This window comes from Lentzea alba, assembly GCF_047445655.1.
GTDB classification, from domain to species: Bacteria; Actinomycetota; Actinomycetes; order Mycobacteriales; family Pseudonocardiaceae; genus Lentzea; species Lentzea alba_A.
Window position 1 is genome coordinate 46,394 of record NZ_JAJAEG010000025.1, and the last position, 14,556, is coordinate 60,949.

The 14,556-nt window shown below is 68.4% G+C and carries 16 protein-coding genes; 7 read left to right on the forward strand and 9 right to left on the reverse strand.

Annotation, left to right across the window (positions count from 1 at the left end; all coding sequences use genetic code 11):
* Nucleotides 1-3: 3 nt before the first annotated feature.
* The 3 genes from katG to LFM09_RS34625 all read right to left on the reverse strand — a co-directional run bounded on the left by katG (nt 4) and on the right by LFM09_RS34625 (nt 4,150).
* Nucleotides 4-2,235, reverse strand: a complete 2,232-nt coding sequence (gene katG, locus LFM09_RS34615) for a catalase/peroxidase HPI (protein ID WP_414100800.1) — start codon at nt 2,233-2,235, stop codon at nt 4-6.
* A gap of 18 nt (nt 2,236-2,253) precedes the next feature.
* Nucleotides 2,254-2,688: a Fur family transcriptional regulator gene (locus tag LFM09_RS34620; protein WP_414100801.1), complete on the reverse strand. Its 435-nt coding sequence runs from the start codon at nt 2,686-2,688 to the stop codon at nt 2,254-2,256.
* A 67-nt stretch (nt 2,689-2,755) separates the two neighbouring features.
* Nucleotides 2,756-4,150 (reverse strand): PLP-dependent aminotransferase family protein, encoded by a 1,395-nt coding sequence (locus LFM09_RS34625; protein WP_414100802.1) that lies wholly within the window; start codon nt 4,148-4,150, stop codon nt 2,756-2,758.
* 22 nt (nt 4,151-4,172) lie between these two features.
* On the opposite strand from LFM09_RS34625, the gene LFM09_RS34630 reads away from it, so the two are divergent.
* On the forward strand, nt 4,173-5,066 hold the full coding sequence (locus LFM09_RS34630) for a DMT family transporter (protein ID WP_414100803.1): 894 nt from the start codon (nt 4,173-4,175) through the stop codon (nt 5,064-5,066).
* On the opposite strand, the gene LFM09_RS34635 is transcribed toward LFM09_RS34630, so the two are convergent.
* Nucleotides 5,026-5,622: a suppressor of fused domain protein gene (locus LFM09_RS34635; RefSeq protein ID WP_414100804.1), complete on the reverse strand. Its 597-nt coding sequence runs from the start codon at nt 5,620-5,622 to the stop codon at nt 5,026-5,028. The two genes, LFM09_RS34630 and LFM09_RS34635, sit on opposite strands and share 41 nt — an antisense overlap.
* A 64-nt stretch (nt 5,623-5,686) precedes the next feature.
* Between LFM09_RS34635 and LFM09_RS34640 the strand changes: the two genes are divergently transcribed.
* The 3 genes from LFM09_RS34640 (at nt 5,687) to LFM09_RS34650 (ending at nt 7,502) form a co-directional block, all read left to right on the forward strand.
* Nucleotides 5,687-6,214: a DUF6939 family protein gene (locus tag LFM09_RS34640; protein ID WP_414100805.1), complete on the forward strand. Its 528-nt coding sequence runs from the start codon at nt 5,687-5,689 to the stop codon at nt 6,212-6,214.
* 548 nt (nt 6,215-6,762) lie between these two features.
* Nucleotides 6,763-7,110 (forward strand): MmcQ/YjbR family DNA-binding protein, encoded by a 348-nt coding sequence (locus tag LFM09_RS34645; RefSeq protein WP_414100806.1) that lies wholly within the window; start codon nt 6,763-6,765, stop codon nt 7,108-7,110.
* Nucleotides 7,107-7,502 (forward strand): VOC family protein, encoded by a 396-nt coding sequence (locus tag LFM09_RS34650; protein WP_414100807.1) that lies wholly within the window; start codon nt 7,107-7,109, stop codon nt 7,500-7,502. Before LFM09_RS34645 ends, LFM09_RS34650 begins: the two co-directional genes overlap by 4 nt.
* Here LFM09_RS34650 and LFM09_RS34655 read toward each other — a convergent pair.
* The 4 genes from LFM09_RS34655 to LFM09_RS34670 all read right to left on the reverse strand — a co-directional run bounded on the left by LFM09_RS34655 (nt 7,453) and on the right by LFM09_RS34670 (nt 11,671).
* The gene (locus LFM09_RS34655; protein WP_414100808.1) at nt 7,453-8,832 is read right to left on the reverse strand and encodes a hypothetical protein; all 1,380 of its coding nucleotides are present in this window, start codon (nt 8,830-8,832) and stop codon (nt 7,453-7,455) included. The two genes, LFM09_RS34650 and LFM09_RS34655, sit on opposite strands and share 50 nt — an antisense overlap.
* Nucleotides 8,829-10,295 (reverse strand): WXG100 family type VII secretion target, encoded by a 1,467-nt coding sequence (locus LFM09_RS34660; RefSeq protein ID WP_414100809.1) that lies wholly within the window; start codon nt 10,293-10,295, stop codon nt 8,829-8,831. Before LFM09_RS34660 ends, LFM09_RS34655 begins: the two co-directional genes overlap by 4 nt.
* A 7-nt stretch (nt 10,296-10,302) precedes the next feature.
* Complete coding sequence (locus tag LFM09_RS34665; RefSeq protein WP_414100810.1) at nt 10,303-10,731, reverse strand: YbaB/EbfC family nucleoid-associated protein; 429 nt, start codon at nt 10,729-10,731, stop codon at nt 10,303-10,305.
* 82 nt (nt 10,732-10,813) lie between these two features.
* The gene (locus LFM09_RS34670; protein WP_414100811.1) at nt 10,814-11,671 is read right to left on the reverse strand and encodes a tat pathway signal sequence; all 858 of its coding nucleotides are present in this window, start codon (nt 11,669-11,671) and stop codon (nt 10,814-10,816) included.
* A 136-nt stretch (nt 11,672-11,807) separates the two neighbouring features.
* Here LFM09_RS34670 and LFM09_RS34675 point away from each other — a divergent pair, with 136 nt between their 5' ends.
* The 3 genes from LFM09_RS34675 to LFM09_RS34685 are packed head-to-tail and all read left to right on the forward strand — an operon-like array spanning nt 11,808 to nt 13,389.
* Complete coding sequence (locus LFM09_RS34675) at nt 11,808-12,230, forward strand: hypothetical protein (protein WP_414100812.1); 423 nt, start codon at nt 11,808-11,810, stop codon at nt 12,228-12,230.
* A gap of 53 nt (nt 12,231-12,283) precedes the next feature.
* A complete protein-coding gene (locus LFM09_RS34680; RefSeq protein ID WP_414100903.1) occupies nt 12,284-12,448 on the forward strand; it encodes a helix-turn-helix transcriptional regulator in 165 nt (54 codons plus the stop codon).
* A complete protein-coding gene (locus LFM09_RS34685; protein WP_414100813.1) occupies nt 12,445-13,389 on the forward strand; it encodes an NAD(P)-dependent alcohol dehydrogenase in 945 nt (314 codons plus the stop codon). Before LFM09_RS34680 ends, LFM09_RS34685 begins: the two co-directional genes overlap by 4 nt.
* Here the strand turns inward: LFM09_RS34685 and LFM09_RS34690 are convergent.
* On the reverse strand, nt 13,347-14,528 hold the full coding sequence (locus LFM09_RS34690; RefSeq protein WP_414100814.1) for an amidohydrolase family protein: 1,182 nt from the start codon (nt 14,526-14,528) through the stop codon (nt 13,347-13,349). The two genes, LFM09_RS34685 and LFM09_RS34690, sit on opposite strands and share 43 nt — an antisense overlap.
* Nucleotides 14,529-14,556 lie beyond the last annotated feature (28 nt).

A 14,556-nucleotide genomic window follows, 5' to 3' on the forward strand; every position in this document is an offset into this window, starting at 1 on the left:
GGATCAGACGTCGTAGCGGTCCGCGTTCATGACCTTGTTCCACGCCTTCACGAAGTCCGCGACGAACTTCTCCGACGCGTCGTCACTCGCGTAGACCTCGGCGACGGCGCGCAGCTCGGAGTTCGAGCCGAACACCAGGTCGTTGCGGGTGCCGGTCCACCGGACGGCACCGGTGGCGCGGTCGCGGCCCTCGAAGTTCTCCTGGTCCTCGGTGACCGACTTCCACTCCGTCTCCATGTCGAGCAGGTTGACGAAGAAGTCGTTGGTCAGCGTCTCCGGCTTCTGCGTGAGCACACCGGCGGTGGAGCCGTTGTGGTTCGCGCCCAGCACGCGCAGGCCACCGATGAGCACGGTCAGCTCCGGCGCGGAGAGGCCGAGCAGGTTGGCCCTGTCGATCAGCAGGTACTCCGACGGCAGCGGCGTGGCCTTGCCACCGAAGTTGCGGAAGCCGTCGGTCGTGGGCTCCAGCACCGCGAACGACTCGGCGTCGGTCTGCTCCTGCGTGGCGTCCACCCGGCCCGCGAGGAACGGCACCTCCACGGAGTGGCCCGCCGCCTTGGCGGCCTGCTCGATCGCCGCGGCACCGCCGAGGACGATCAGGTCGGCCAGCGAGACCTTCTTGCCGCCGCTCGCAGTGCTGTTGAACGCCTCCTGCACGCCCTCCAGCGTCCGCAGCACCTGCGCGAGCGCGTCGGGCTCGTTGACCTCCCAGCCGCGCTGCGGCTCGAGGCGGATGCGCGCACCGTTCGCGCCACCGCGCTTGTCGCTCTGGCGGAACGACGACGCGGACGCCCACGCGGTCTTGACCAGCTGCGAGACCGAGAGGCCCGTCTCCAGGATCTTGGCCTTGAGCGACGCGATGTCAGCGGCGTCGATCAGCTCGTAGTCGCGCACCGGCAGGCGGTCCTGCCAGATCAGCTCCTCCTGCGGCACCTGCGGGCCGAGGTAGCGCTGGATCGGGCCCATGTCGCGGTGGGTCAGCTTGAACCACGCGCGGGAGAAGGCTTCCGCGAACGCCTCGTGGCTCTCCGCGAACTTGCGCGAGATCGGCTCGTAGATCGGGTCGAACCGCAGTGCGAGGTCCGTGGTCAGCATCATCGGCGTGCGGTTGAGCGTGCCGTCCTCGGGGTCCGGCACGGTGTTCGCGCCCGCGCCGTCCTTCGGCTTCCACTGGTGCGCGCCGGCCGGGGACTTGGTGAGCTCCCACTCGAACGCGAACAGGTTCTTGAAGAACAGGTTCGTCCACTTGGTGGGCTGCTGCGTCCAGGTGACCTCAAGACCGGAGGTGATCGTGTCACGGCCCTTGCCGGAGCCGTGCGTGCTGATCCAGCCGAAGCCCTGCGCGTCGATCGTGGCGCCCTCGGGCTCGGCGCCGACCAGCGACGGGTCACCGGCACCGTGCGCCTTGCCGAAGGTGTGGCCACCGGCGATGAGGGCGACGGTCTCCTCGTCGTTCATGCCCATGCGGCCGAACGTCTCGCGGATGTCGCGGGCGGCGGCCAGCGGGTCCGGGTTGCCGTTCGGGCCCTCGGGGTTGACGTAGATCAGACCCATCTGGACCGCGGCCAGCGGGGACTCCAGGTCGCGCTCACCGCTGTAGCGCCCGTCGCCGCCGAGCCACGTGGTCTCCGGGCCCCAGTACACGTCCTCGTCCGGCTCCCACACGTCCGCGCGGCCGCCGGCGAAGCCGAAGGTCTCGAAGCCCATGGTCTCCAGCGCGCGGTTGCCGGTGAAGATCATGAGGTCGGCCCAGGAGACCTTCTTGCCCCACTTCTTCTTGACCGGCCACAGCAGGCGGCGGGCCTTGTCCAGGTTGCCGTTGTCCGGCCAGCTGTTCAGCGGGGCGAAGCGCTGCATGCCCGCGCCGGCGCCGCCACGGCCGTCGTGCGTGCGGTAGGTGCCCGCGCTGTGCCACGCCATGCGGATCATGAACGGGCCGTAGTGCCCGAAGTCCGCGGGCCACCAGTCCTTCGACTCGGTGAGCACGGCGTCGACGTCGCGCGCCAGCTCGTCGAGGTCGACGGTCAGGAACTCCTTGCCGTAGTCGAACTCACCGCCGAACGGGTCCGCCTGGACGGGGTGCTTGCGCAGGATCCGGAGGTTGAGCTGCTGCGGCCACCAGTCGCGGTTGCTACCGCCCTCTGTGGGGTGGCTGAGCCGCCCGTGCGCGACCGGGCAACCGCCCGCCTCCTCCTCGTTCAGCTCGCTCAGCTTGGCGTCAGTGCTGTCGGACACGGGAATCCTTCCGGGTGTTCAGGAACTTTTCGCGGCGGTCGTGCACTCGGGGCAGGTGCCCCAGTAGATGACCTCGGCCTCGTCGATGACGAACCCGTGGTCGTCGGATGCGTCCAGGCAAGGCGCGGCGCCGACTGCACAGTCGACATCGGCGATGGCGCCGCAGGATCTGCACACGACGTGGTGGTGGTTGTCCCCGACGCGAGCCTCATAACGTGCCACCGACCCCTGGGGTTCGATGCGTCGCAACAGGCCGGCTCCGGTCAGCGCGCGGAGCACGTCGTACACGGCCTGGTGGGAGACCGCGCCGAGGTTCTGACGCACGACACCGATGATCGAGTCCGTGTCGGCGTGCGGGTGGGTGTGCACCGCGGACAGCACAGCTATCCGCGGAGCGGTCACCCGAAGTGACGCTCCACGCAACATGCGCTCGAAGTCGGAAGCCGTGGGCACGAGCGCTACCCTGCCGTCTTTTCTGGAGTGAGTCAAGTTAACGAACGATGCAATTCACTCGACCAGGTCATCGCCGTGAGGCGGCCAGGGCGTCGGCCAGCCGCCGCACACCCTCGGCGAGCACGTGCTCGGGTGCGCCGCCGTAGGTCAAACGGAGAAAACTGCCCTGTGGTTCAGCGGCGAACCACGGCCGTCCCGGGAACACCACGACATCGCGGGCCGCGGCCGCCGCCGTGAGCTCCAGGTCGTCGACGCCGTCCGGCAGCTTCGCCCACAGGTGCAGCCCGCCCGACGACCTCGCGACCTCGAACTCCGGCAGGTGCTCGCGGAGGTTTCCCGCCAAAGCGTCGCGCCTGCTTCTCAAGGACTGCTGGAGCGTGCGCAGGTGCCTGCGCCACACCGGCGACGTCACGAAGTCGATCGCCGCCTCCTGCAACGGGCCCGCGACGTACAGGTCCTGCCGCGACCTGGTGTTCTTCAACCGGATGCCGGCAGGTCCGCGCGCTCCGATCACCGCGACGCGCAGGCCGGGCGCGGCGACCTTGGTCAGCGAGCGGACGTAGACGACGTGACCGTCGGTGTCCTGCGAGGCCAGCGTCGGTGGTGCGGCGCCGTCGATCGTGAAGCCGCGCGCCCAGTCGTCTTCGACGAGGAACGCGCCCGCGTCTTTGATGGTGCGCATCGTTGTCGCGCGCCGGTCTTCGGACAGCACGGCGCCGTGCGGGTTCGCGTGCAACGGCTGGCAGTAGAAGATCTTGGCGCCGGTCTTCTCGAACGCGGCTTTCAGCAGGTCCGGCCGCACACCGTCCTGATCCGCCGGCACCGGCACGACTTTCAGGTTTGCGTCGCGCGCGGCAGCAATCGCGCCGAGGTAGGTGGGGGCCTCGACGAGCACGGTGTCACCCCGTTCGCCAAGCCCGCGGAACACCGTGGCGAGCGCTTCCTGGGCGCCCGCGCACACCGTCATGTCACCCGCCCTGAGCTCGCCGCCGGCCTCCTTCGCGAACCATGCGCGCAGCTCCTCCTTGCCCTCCACCGGAACGCGCCCCCACGAGGCAGGCCGTCTGGCGGCCCGGCTGAGCGCGGCGCCGAGCGCCTCGGTCGGCTGCAGATCCGGGTCGAGGTAGCCGCTGGACAACGGGATGACCTCGGGCTTCGGCACCGCGACGAGGTTCGCCACGAGGTCCTCACCGGGCCTGCCCTCACCGAGCGCGACGGCCTGCCACGACAGGTCCTGGCTGATCTTCGGCGCGGGCTTGGCGACGTAGCTGCCCCTGCCCGGCCGCACCTCGACGATCCCCTCCGCCGCGACGTGCTGGATCGCCTGCTGCACGGTCTTCGGCGAGGCGCGATGCTTCGACATCAGCTCGCGCACCGACGGCATCCGATCGCCCGCGCGCCCGGCCTGTGCCGTGGCTCTCAGGTCCTCGATAACGCGGACGGCTGCGTTATCCTCATTCATGAGAGCTAAGAGTAACGTTATCGTGCCAGCGGGGGTAACACTCGGCGCTTTGGGCGTGCTGGGCTTCAGCTACTCCCTGCCCGCGACCCGCCTGGCAGTGGCCGGACTCGACCCGTGGTTCGTGGCGTTCGGCCGTGCGTTCGGCGCAGCCCTGCTGGCAATCGGCTACCTGGTGTTATCCCGTGCCCCGCTGCCCACCTTGGCGCAGGTCCGCCGCCTGGTCGTGGTCGCTGTGGGCATCGTGATCGGCTTTCCCTTGCTCACGTCGTTGGCTCTCACAACCCAAACCTCCGCCCACGGCGCTGTCGTGATCGCCGTGCTGCCGATGTCGACCGCGATCTGGGCCGTGCTGCGAGCTTCCGAACGTCCGCCGCTGGCGTTCTGGCTCTCCAGCGGTGCCGGCCTGCTCGCCGTGCTGGCGTTCGTGGCCACCGGCGGCGGTTTCTCCGGCTCCCTGAGCGTGGCCGACCTGTACCTGCTGGTCGCGGTTGTGTTGTGCGGCTTGGGATACGCGGAGGGCGGTGCTCTGTCGCGTGAACTGGGCGGCGCGCGGACCGTGTGCTGGGCACTGGTCGTCTCGCTACCCGTCACCGTGCCGGTTTCCTTGTACACAGCGGACTTCTCGCGCGCCACCGGTGTGGTCTGGTTCAGTTTCGCTTACGTGACCGTGATTTCGATGTTCCTGGGCTTCTTCGCCTGGTACGCCGGCCTGGCCGCGGGCGGGGTCGCCAAGATCGGTCAGATCCAGCTGGCGCAGCCGGTGCTGACCCTGATGTGGTCGTTCCTGGTGCTCGGCGAGCCGGTCGGCTGGCCCGCCCTGGCCACCGCCGCGGTCGTGGTCGTCTGCGTGGTCCTGACCCAACGCAGCCGCGTCGTCACACCGACGACGGTCGCCGCGGGTCAACCAGTTCGCTGACACCAGCCCGGTCAAAGGCCTCGATGAGCGCCCCAGAGCCCTTGTCGATCTTGAGCTGGATCTCGGCCGGGTGCAGCGGGACGACGGCGAGCAGGTTGATCTTGCCGTCGATCTCGCGCGCCTCCGCCCGCACGTTCAACATCGGCGTGATGACCATGCCCGCGAACTCGGTGTTCGGCGCGTAAGGCACCGCGGGCGCACCGTTGGGCAGCAGGTGCCACTCGCCGAGCCACGTGCCGTTCTCGTGCGGGAACGCCGCCAGGTACTTGATCAGGTGCACGGGCCACGAGTTGTGCGCGTTGAGGTCCTCGATGGGCCACTCTTTCGGCAACGCCATCATCAACTCGGCGAACGGGCTGACCCCGTCCGGCACGGTCATCGGCTCGTCACTCATGCCCTGGGTGACGAGCGTCCTGTGTGGACGATCTTGCGTGGGCTCGGTGACGAGCACGTGCACCCCGGTCGACGGCACCGCGTGGAACACGAACTCGATCGGCCCGAAGTGCTCCTCGACGTGCCGCTCGATCGCCTCGTGCACAGCCCCCACCTCATCCATGCCGCCGAGCCTAGGCCTTCGTCGCCGGCCGAAAATTGTCAGACCCTCCTGCCATTCTCAGCTCATGCCGATCGAAGTGGCGAGCAAGCGCCGCAAGCTGACACGGCCGGACGCCGTGGTCATCGACGTGACCTCGCGCGGCCCAGAGCCGTGGGTGCGCTTCAGCCCGTTCTACCCGCACGGCGCCATCCCGGTCCCACTGTCGCCCGGCGTGACAAGCGAGTCGGTCGAAGGCGTCTGGCAGGCCCTGAAGGTCTTCGAGTCAGCCGACGTCGACCCGAGCAAGCTCACCGTGACGTCCATGAAGGGCCTGAAGCGGACGGTCCGCCGGTTCGGTCCGGTGCGCGGCCACCGCGCCGGCCTGACCGGCGACCACCTGCTCGACTACCGCACCGCCCGCCACGAGATCTACTTACCGACCTATCGCTGGGTTCTGGAGAACCGCCTGCAGGACCTCGTCTCGCGGTTGCGCGACTTGGCTGAGTCGGCAGACGTCGTGCTGCTCGACTACACGACCAACGGCGACCCCGACGACCTCAAGACTCCGCTGTCCCACGCTGCCCTGATCGCCGACTACGCCTCGAACGGGTGAATGTTGTCCGGATCCAGGCGTGGCGCCGTCTGTCAGATGTCACGAAAACATGGTCATCTTCCTCCCGCAAAAAAGGCGGAACGCGGGGGCGGCGGACGTCAGTTGCTCGACTGCAGGACCAACGGCGACGCCGGCGACCTCGCGACCTCGGCGACCTCGGCGACTGCAACGTCCCACCCGGCCCTGGCCGCAGGCCACGAGAGGAGGTGTGTCGCCGCGTGACCTCCACACACCGATCGACTTGTGCTCGGCGCGTGTGCGGAGAGCATCGCGGGGTGGAGCGCGTGCGTGGTGGGCATAGCGGGGGAGCGCGGGGCGGAGCACGTGCGCGGTGAGCATCGCCAGACCGAGCGCGTGTGTGGAGGGGAGCGCGTGCGCGGTGAGCATCGACAGACGGAGCGCGTGTGCGGAGGGCATTGCCAGACCGAGCGCGTGTGTGGAGGGGAGCGCGTGCGCGGTGAGCATCGCCAGACTTAGCGTGTGTGCGGAGGGCATTGCCGGGCGGAATGACGGATTTATACTCGTGGCCTTCGGCTTTGGGGGCGGTTGTGGCAACGCAGAGCAAGGCACTCTTCAAGATCGTGGACGCGCTGGCCGAGGTGCAGCGCTCCTCCGGGCAGACGTACGACACGTTCCGCGTGCGGGGCAAGCCGTTCGGATACTTCTGGCCGCGCACGCAGACGGTGGGGCTCAAGCAGACGCTGTCCGAGCAGCAGGCTCTCGTCGCTGAACGGCCGGACGTCTTCGAGGAGCAGTTCACGGCGGGCGGGTTCGGCTGGGTCGTGGTGTACCTGGAGGGCATCGAGGCTGACGAGCTGAAGGAGCTGGTGTTCGAGGCGTGGCGGCTGTCCGCGCCGGACGAGCTCGTCGCCCAGGTTCCGGACCTCGCGCGATGACCAGGGTCAAGTTCGAGCTGCCGGCCGACGATCTCGAACGCGCGACGACGTTCTACCGCAGCGTTTTCGGCTGGTCGGCGCAGCAGCTGCCGTTCGAGTACGTGCTGGTCGACACCGATGGCGAGCCCGTCGACCCGGCGGACAGCGATGGCGGGATCTCGCCGCGGACCGAGTTCGTGCAGGGGCCCGTGCTGATCATCGAGGTGCCGGACGTCGACGACACCGCGCGCAAGGTCGCGGAAGCCGGTGGCGAGGTCCTCAACGCCAAGGAGCGCGTGGGGGACTTCGGGTTCTCGCAGTACGTCAAGGACAGCGAGGGCAGTGTGCTGTGCCTTTGGCAGTCTATTGTGGACGAAGGTCCAGCGACGAGCCGTCCGCGAAGCGAAGGCTGACGACCCGCCGCGCCGGCAGGCTCACGCCCGCGAACGAAGTCTCCAGCCGGAAGGCCGAGCTGGGGATCTCCGCGAAGGACGTGAACACGCTGGAAGGCTTGGCCTCGAACAAGTGCGTCGGATAGACGACGGCGACGCGCTGATCGCTCACGGCCAGCCGACCGTTGCCTCGGCTGAAGGCGAAGTGGTCGGCCAGCTGCACCGCGAGAGAAGTAGCGGAAGGCGCGGTGACCCAGTAGCCGAGGGTCGGGTCGTCGATCCAGTCCGGCGGTGACGGGACGGCGGGCAGCGGCCACCGCGGCTTGCCCAGCTCCAGCGGTGGCATCGGGTTCGGTGGCGTCCGTGGTTTGTCCGGCTCCAGCGGTGGCATGGGGCTCGACGGGGTCCGCGGCTTGTCCAACTGCAGCGGCGGCATGTGGTTCGGTGGCGTCCGTGGCCTGTCCTGCTGCGGTGGCGTCGGGCTTGATGGCGTCTGCGGCTTGTCCAGCTCCAGCGGTGGCATGAGGCTTGACGGGGTCTGCGGTTTGTGCGGCTCCAGCGGCGGCCTCAGGCTCGTCGGCGTCCACGGGACCTGCAGCGACCCGCCGACGACGCCGCCCACGTACCCGACGATGGGCGGCAGGCCGAGCACCAGCCGTTCGCCGCGCCGCAGCCAGAACTTGGTCAGTTCCTTCGTGACGACCTCGTCCACAGAGATCGAGGAGTCCTCCAGCGAGAACTCGAAGCCCGAGCCGTCGACCAGCACCACCCGCAGTGAGCCGAGGGCAGACTGGACGTCGGCGATCTGAGCCCGCGGAACCTCAGCCACCACTCGGAAATCAGGCACCGCAACAGGTTCGCCTTCGAGGTGCTCGCCGTACTTCCTGCGGTTGTCGGTGAGGATCTTGCCGACGTCCTTGCCGAACCCGATGGCCTTGCCCAGAAACGACGACGGAGCGGGAGCAGCGGCGTGCCGCGCGCAGACCACCAGCCGATCAGAGGTCAAGGCCCACAAGCGGTCCACGCGCTTGCCGGGCTCGAAGGCAGACACCACTCGCGCGGCCAGGCAGTCGCGAGAAGACCCGAACACCAGGTGATCGGCCACCGGAGCCTTGTCGTCGGCGGAGTCCCCGCCGCCGCCCAGCGCTGTAAGAGCGAAGTCACCCACCCCGCGCCCCACAGCCGAAACACCGCGCGAGACCAAGGACCGGCCCGGCGCGCCGAGCCGGTCGAGACCGTCCACGGCGTAGTAGAAGGTCTGCCGGTACATCGCCCACTGCAGGACCTCGCCCGCCCGGCAGACCTGCTGCCGGGCGACGTGGCCGGGGCCGAGTGGCGCCGAGAAGATCACTCGTACTCGAATCCTCGGTTCATGGCCTCAGAGCGTTCCTCGGAGGAGGACGGGTCCTGGCCCTTGTTGTAGCCGTACTTGATGCCCTGCTCCATCGCGAGGCCGGGAGCATTCTCCATGACGCCCTTGGTGATGGCGGTCGGCACGTGGGTGGTGCCGCTCATGCCCGCCATCCGCAGGCCCGCCTCGGTGAGGTTCGTCGTCAGCGCGTCCGAACCCTCGCCGTCCACGCCGTAGCGGCCGGCGAACCTGTTGCCGGTCTTCGACGCCATCGTCGTCGGGTCGGCCTTGGTGACGATCTTGGCCAGCGGGTTCGCGTCGATCTGGCGCATCACCCACTTCTCGGCCATGTTGCCCTCGCGCAGGCCTTCCGCCTTCTCGACGAGTCTGCGAAGAGGGCCCTTGCGCAGCGCCTGCAGCAGGTCTTCGAGCTTGTCGATCAACGGCTTGAGCTTGCCCAGCAGTTGCTTGACCTTCAGGCCCAGGCGCGCCATCGTGCCGCCGACCTGGGCCGTGGTCGCCACTCCGGCCGCGGCCATCGACGCACCGGCGGTGATCCACGAGGCGGCCAGCGCGGCCAGCCACTCGATGATCAGGCCCATGACCAGCTCTTGCAGGATGTCGATGCAGATCTCGACGAACGCGTCGAAGAGATCGGCGGCGATCTCCAGCATCTGCCGAAGGCCGCGGATCTCGTTCGAGAACGCCTCCGCGCCCGCGCCGAACTCGTCCATCTGCTTGCGGAACCTGTCGCCCGCCTGCCCCGTCCACGGCTGCGACGTCGCGGCCGCGCGGTTCTTCTCGTGCTCACCGGCCTGCTGCACCCAGTCCGCGACCTTGCCCCAGCCGGCTCCGGTGCTGCGCATCTGCTCGGGGTCGCCGATCGCGGGTTCGAGCACGAGCTCGACGATCGGGCTGATCACGATGCCGATCAGGAAGCCGAGGCCGTTGTCGATGAACGACTGACCGGGGCTCGTCACGAGCTTCAGCTGCTCCATGCGCGCGTTGACCGCCGCGATCGCCACGTCCGGCGGGCTGCCGGCGCGCGCGATGTCGCCGCTGGCGCTCATCCACGAGCTGCCGTAGCCGGCGTTCTGCGCGAAGTCGCTCTTGCGGTTCGCGTTGCCCGCGCTGTTCAGATCGCCCAGCGAACCGGGGCCGCTGCTGAACTTCTGCAACCCCTGCCCGATCGCGTCCTCGACGTCGCGGTAGGTCTGCGCGGTCTGGTCGGTGCGCTCGGCCACGCCCTCCAGGAATCCCTTGGCCTTGTTCGCCATGTCCTGGCATTCCTGCAGGCCCTCGAAGTACTTGAACGCCAGCAGTTCGCCGAGCGGGCCGAAGCAGTCGTCGCTCACCCGCGCCTGTTCGAGCAGCGTCGCCAACTGTCCGAACTGGCCTGCGGCCTCCTTCGAACCGTTGCTGTGCGCCGTGAGGGCACCGCCCTGCACGCTGAATCCCGTCATGCCGCCATCACCTCAGAATCGAGTCGCCGCCGAAGTCGTCGTCCTGGCTTGGTGCTGGACGAGGACGGTTCTGCGGTGGCGCTTCAGGCATCAGCACGTGCGAGTGCGCGTTGAACGCGTCCTTGAAGCGCTCGGCCTGATCACCCAGCACCGGCGTGACGGTCTCCTGCAACAGCTGCGCGGCCTGCTGCGTCGCCGCCCTGATGGTGGCGAGGATCTCCTGCTGCAGCTGGGTGTGGTTCATGCGCGTGGCGGCCGGGCTGAGCTGTAAGCCCAGCACGGCACCGGATGGCGCGACCGTGACCGTGACGGAGCCGTCACGGCTGCGGGCCTGCCCGCGCAGCTCGGAGATCTTGTCCTTGAGCTGGCCGGCCTTGGCGGCTTGCTCGGAGAACGCGCGGATCTTCTCTTCCAGTTGTGCCCGGCGGTCCGGCACGGCGACCCCTTCCAGTGTCCAAGCAGGTCGCTCATCAGGCTAACCACGAGCACTGACAGTCCTCTGACACCGGAGGAGGACCTCAGCGGAACAGGATGCGGGTGATCTCCGTGTCGGTGGCGCGGCCCTCGTCGTACCCGCCCTCGCCCTTGAGGTTGTTCATGATCGCGAGCGTGTACCGCTCGTCCTTGCCGACGAACCCGACCGAGTTCATCACCCAGCCGCCGTCCTCTTCGGACCAGCCGTTCTTCACACCGGAGTCCGGTCCCCACACGCCCCACTGCTGCGGGGTGCCGACTGCGCGCATCTGCCCCACGATGTACGCGCGGTCGTCCGCGGGCACGGTGTCGAGGACGTAGTTGATCAGCCGGTCGAGGTCGTTCGCCGTGCACTTCTCGAAGCCCCAGTAGGGGAACGAAGAGGAATAACCGCGCTGTGCCACCAAATCGGTCATTCCGTACTTCGGGAAGGCCGCGTTGAACGTCGCGCCGCCGTACTTGCGCCACAACGAGTCGGCCGCGTCGTCGTCGGACGTGTGGAGCATCGCGTTCATCAGCTTGCGATCGTCGGCGCTCAGTTTGATCTTGCCGGCGCGGTGGCGTTCCAGCAGGTTCACGACCATCGCCAGCTTGATCGTCGAGGCGGTCCACGTCATGTCGCCGGCTCGGTCGTTGCGCCACGTCACGCCGTTCTTGCGGTCTCGCAACACGATGCCGACGGTGCCCGGCCTGCCCTCGGCGTACTGCCGGGCGGCCTGGATGCGCTTCTGGAAGTCGCACTCGAAACCGCTGTCGGGCATCGGGCAGACCTCGGGTGTCGCGACGAGAGGCGCTGCCGCCGGGGTGTGTTGCGGGGGCGTCGTGACGGGCGGTGCCGCCGTCACGGACTGACCGCACGCCGTGAGGGCAAGCGCGCACGCAACAAGGATCGGCCGGAGCATGAGCCGGACGCTATGGGGCCGATCGGTCGTAGTCGACCGCCAGATGGACGCGTGATCATGTAAAGGATGTTTGACACGGTGTCTGCTGAGCTTTACCTTGGTCGTGTCAGGTTTCTTTGACATCGGGAGCGGGGCCATGGCGTTCGAGGAGAAGCGCGCGTGGGTCATGGCGATCGTCGCTGTGATCGGCTACGCGGTGTACGTGCTGGTCATCCTCACCACAGCGGACGGCAGACCGCTGCCGGAGGTGCCGTACGCCGGCGCGATGCTGTGGACGATCGGGCTCGGGATCGTCGCGGGCATCGTGGCCGGGATCGCGACGGGCATCGCCGCGCGCAACGACGGCCTGCAGGTCGACGAACGCGACCGGGAGATCGGCCGCTTCGGCGACCACATCGGCCAGTCGTTCGTCGCCATCGGCGGGGTGTCCGCGATCGTGCTGGCGATGGTCGAGGCGCCGTACTTCTGGATCGCGAACGTGCTCTACCTGTGCTTCGTGCTGTCCGCGGTGCTCGGTTCGCTGGCGAAGATCGCGGCCTACCGGCGAGGCATGCAGTGAAGCCGACAAAAGTCACGAACTCCATCCGTGCGTTGAGGTTCGCGCACGGGGAGATGAAGCAGGCCGATCTCGCCGCGGCGATCGGTGTGACGCGGCAGACGTTGATCGCCATCGAACAGGGCAAGTACTCGCCGTCGTTGGAGGTCGCGTTCAAGATCGCGCGGGTGTTCCAGGTGTCGCTCGAAGAGGTTTTCCAGTATCCGGAGGAAGAGTCATGAAGGCCTTGGTGCAACGAAGATATGGATCAGCAGCGTTCGGTGACCTGGATGTGCCTGTGCCTGGGTCGGGCGAGGTTCTGCTGGAGGTGCGGGCCGCGGGCGTCGACATGGGCACGTGGCACGTGCTCACCGGAAAGCCGTACCTGATGCGCATCCTCGGGTTCGGGTTCCGCGGGCCGAAGACGCCGAGGCCGGGACGTGACGTCGCCGGTGTGGTGACCCGGATCGGGCCTGGTGTCACCGAGTTCGCGGTCGGCGACGAGGTGTTCGGCACGTGCGAGGGCGCGTTCGCCGAGTACGCCGTCGCGCCGGTGTCACGGTTGGCGCGCAAGCCCGCGGGCCTCTCGTTCACCGAGGCGGCCGCGGTGCCGATCTCGGGCGGGACCGCGTTGCAGGGGCTCAGGGAAGTGCAAGCAGGGCAACGGGTTCTGGTGCTCGGCGCCGGCGGCGGCGTCGGGTCGTTCGGCGTGCAGATCGCGAAAGCCAAGGGTGCGCACGTGACCGGTGTCTGCAGCACCCGCAAGGTGGAGCTGGTGCGGTCGTTGGGCGCGGACGAGGTCTTCGACTACACGAAAGCGGACTTCACCGGCACGTACGACCTCATCCTCGACTGCGGCGGCAACCGGCCGTTGTCCAGGCTGCGCAAGGCTTCCACGCCACGCGGCACGGTCGTGCTGGTCGGTGCCGAGACCGACGGATCGCTCACCGGAGGGCTCGAACGGGCCCTGCGCGCGGTGGCTCTCAACCCGTTCGTGTCACAGAAACTCGTCATGCTGATGTCAACGGAACGCGCCGACATCTTCGACGAACTGCGCGTGCTGATCGAAGCAGGCTCGGTGAAACCGGCGGTGGAGCGGACATTCCCGTTGCCGGAAGCACTGGAAGCGATCGAGCACGTCTACTCGCGACGGTCGCTCGGCAAGGTCGTCGTCACGATCTGACCGCCGATGATCACGGTGGTCACGTGGTGCAACGCCGTGATGTCCCGCATCGGATCTCCTTGCACGGCAATGATGTCCGCATCCCAGCCGGGCCGCAGCATCCCCTTGGTGACGTTCAGCGCCTTCGCTGCCTGACTGGTCGCGGCGGCCAGCGCGGCCGCGTTCGGCACTCCGCCCTTGACGTGGTCGGCGACGGAGTACGCGATGATCCCGTGTCCCTTGCCGTAGGCGATGCCGCCGTCGGTGCCGGCGACGGTCTTGATGCCGTGGTCGTACATCATCCCGGCCATGTTGACCTTGCCGGGATAGCTCATGCCGATCTTCTCCCAGGCCTCCTTGATGAACGGCGGAGGTTCCTGCGTGATGCCGAGCGTGTGGCAGACGGTGATCTCGGCCTCTGCCAAGGCGTCCAGCAGGTCGCGGGGGACCTGCATGCCGCGATCGGACAGGCAGGAGAGGTGTTCGATGCCGTCCACGCCCGCGGCGACGGCCCGCTGAGCGGCGGCCAGGCTGTGGGCGTGGGCGGTCACCGGCAGCCCGTGCGAATGGGCTTCCTCAACCACCACGCGGAGTTCGTGCTCGGTGAACTGGCAGTCGCCGACCGCGGTGCCGGGCGTCGCGAACCCGCCGCTGGCCATGACCTTCACGACGTCGACCCGGCGCTCGGCCCGCTCGCGCACGGCCCTGCGCAGCTCGTCCTCCCCGGTGGCCTCGCCGCCCATCGACCAGCAGTGACCCTGCGCGCTGGTGATCGGCGGGCCGGACCCGAGGACGCGCTGGCGGTGCCGGTCGCGTTGGTCGATCACGGACCACTGGTGGTCGCCGAGGTCGCGAACGGTGGTGACGCCTGCGCGGAGTTGCCGGTCGAGGCTTTCCTTGATCACCGCGTCGAGCTGTTCCGGCGAGTACGAGGGCAGGCGGTCGAGCGCTCCCGGCTCGCTGTCCGCGCCCAGGTGGACGTGGGTGTCGATCAGTCCCGGTAGGACGGTGGCGTCGCCGAGGTCGACGACCTCGGCGTGCGGCACCTCGGGACGGCCCTGTTCGATCGCCTTGATCGTGCCGTTCTCGGTGATGATCGTGACAGGGCCGGCGAGCGAGTGCTCACCGTCGAATGCCCGCCCAGCTCGCAGCGCCAGCATCCGGACAGTTTGAGCTTCGCCCGCCGGT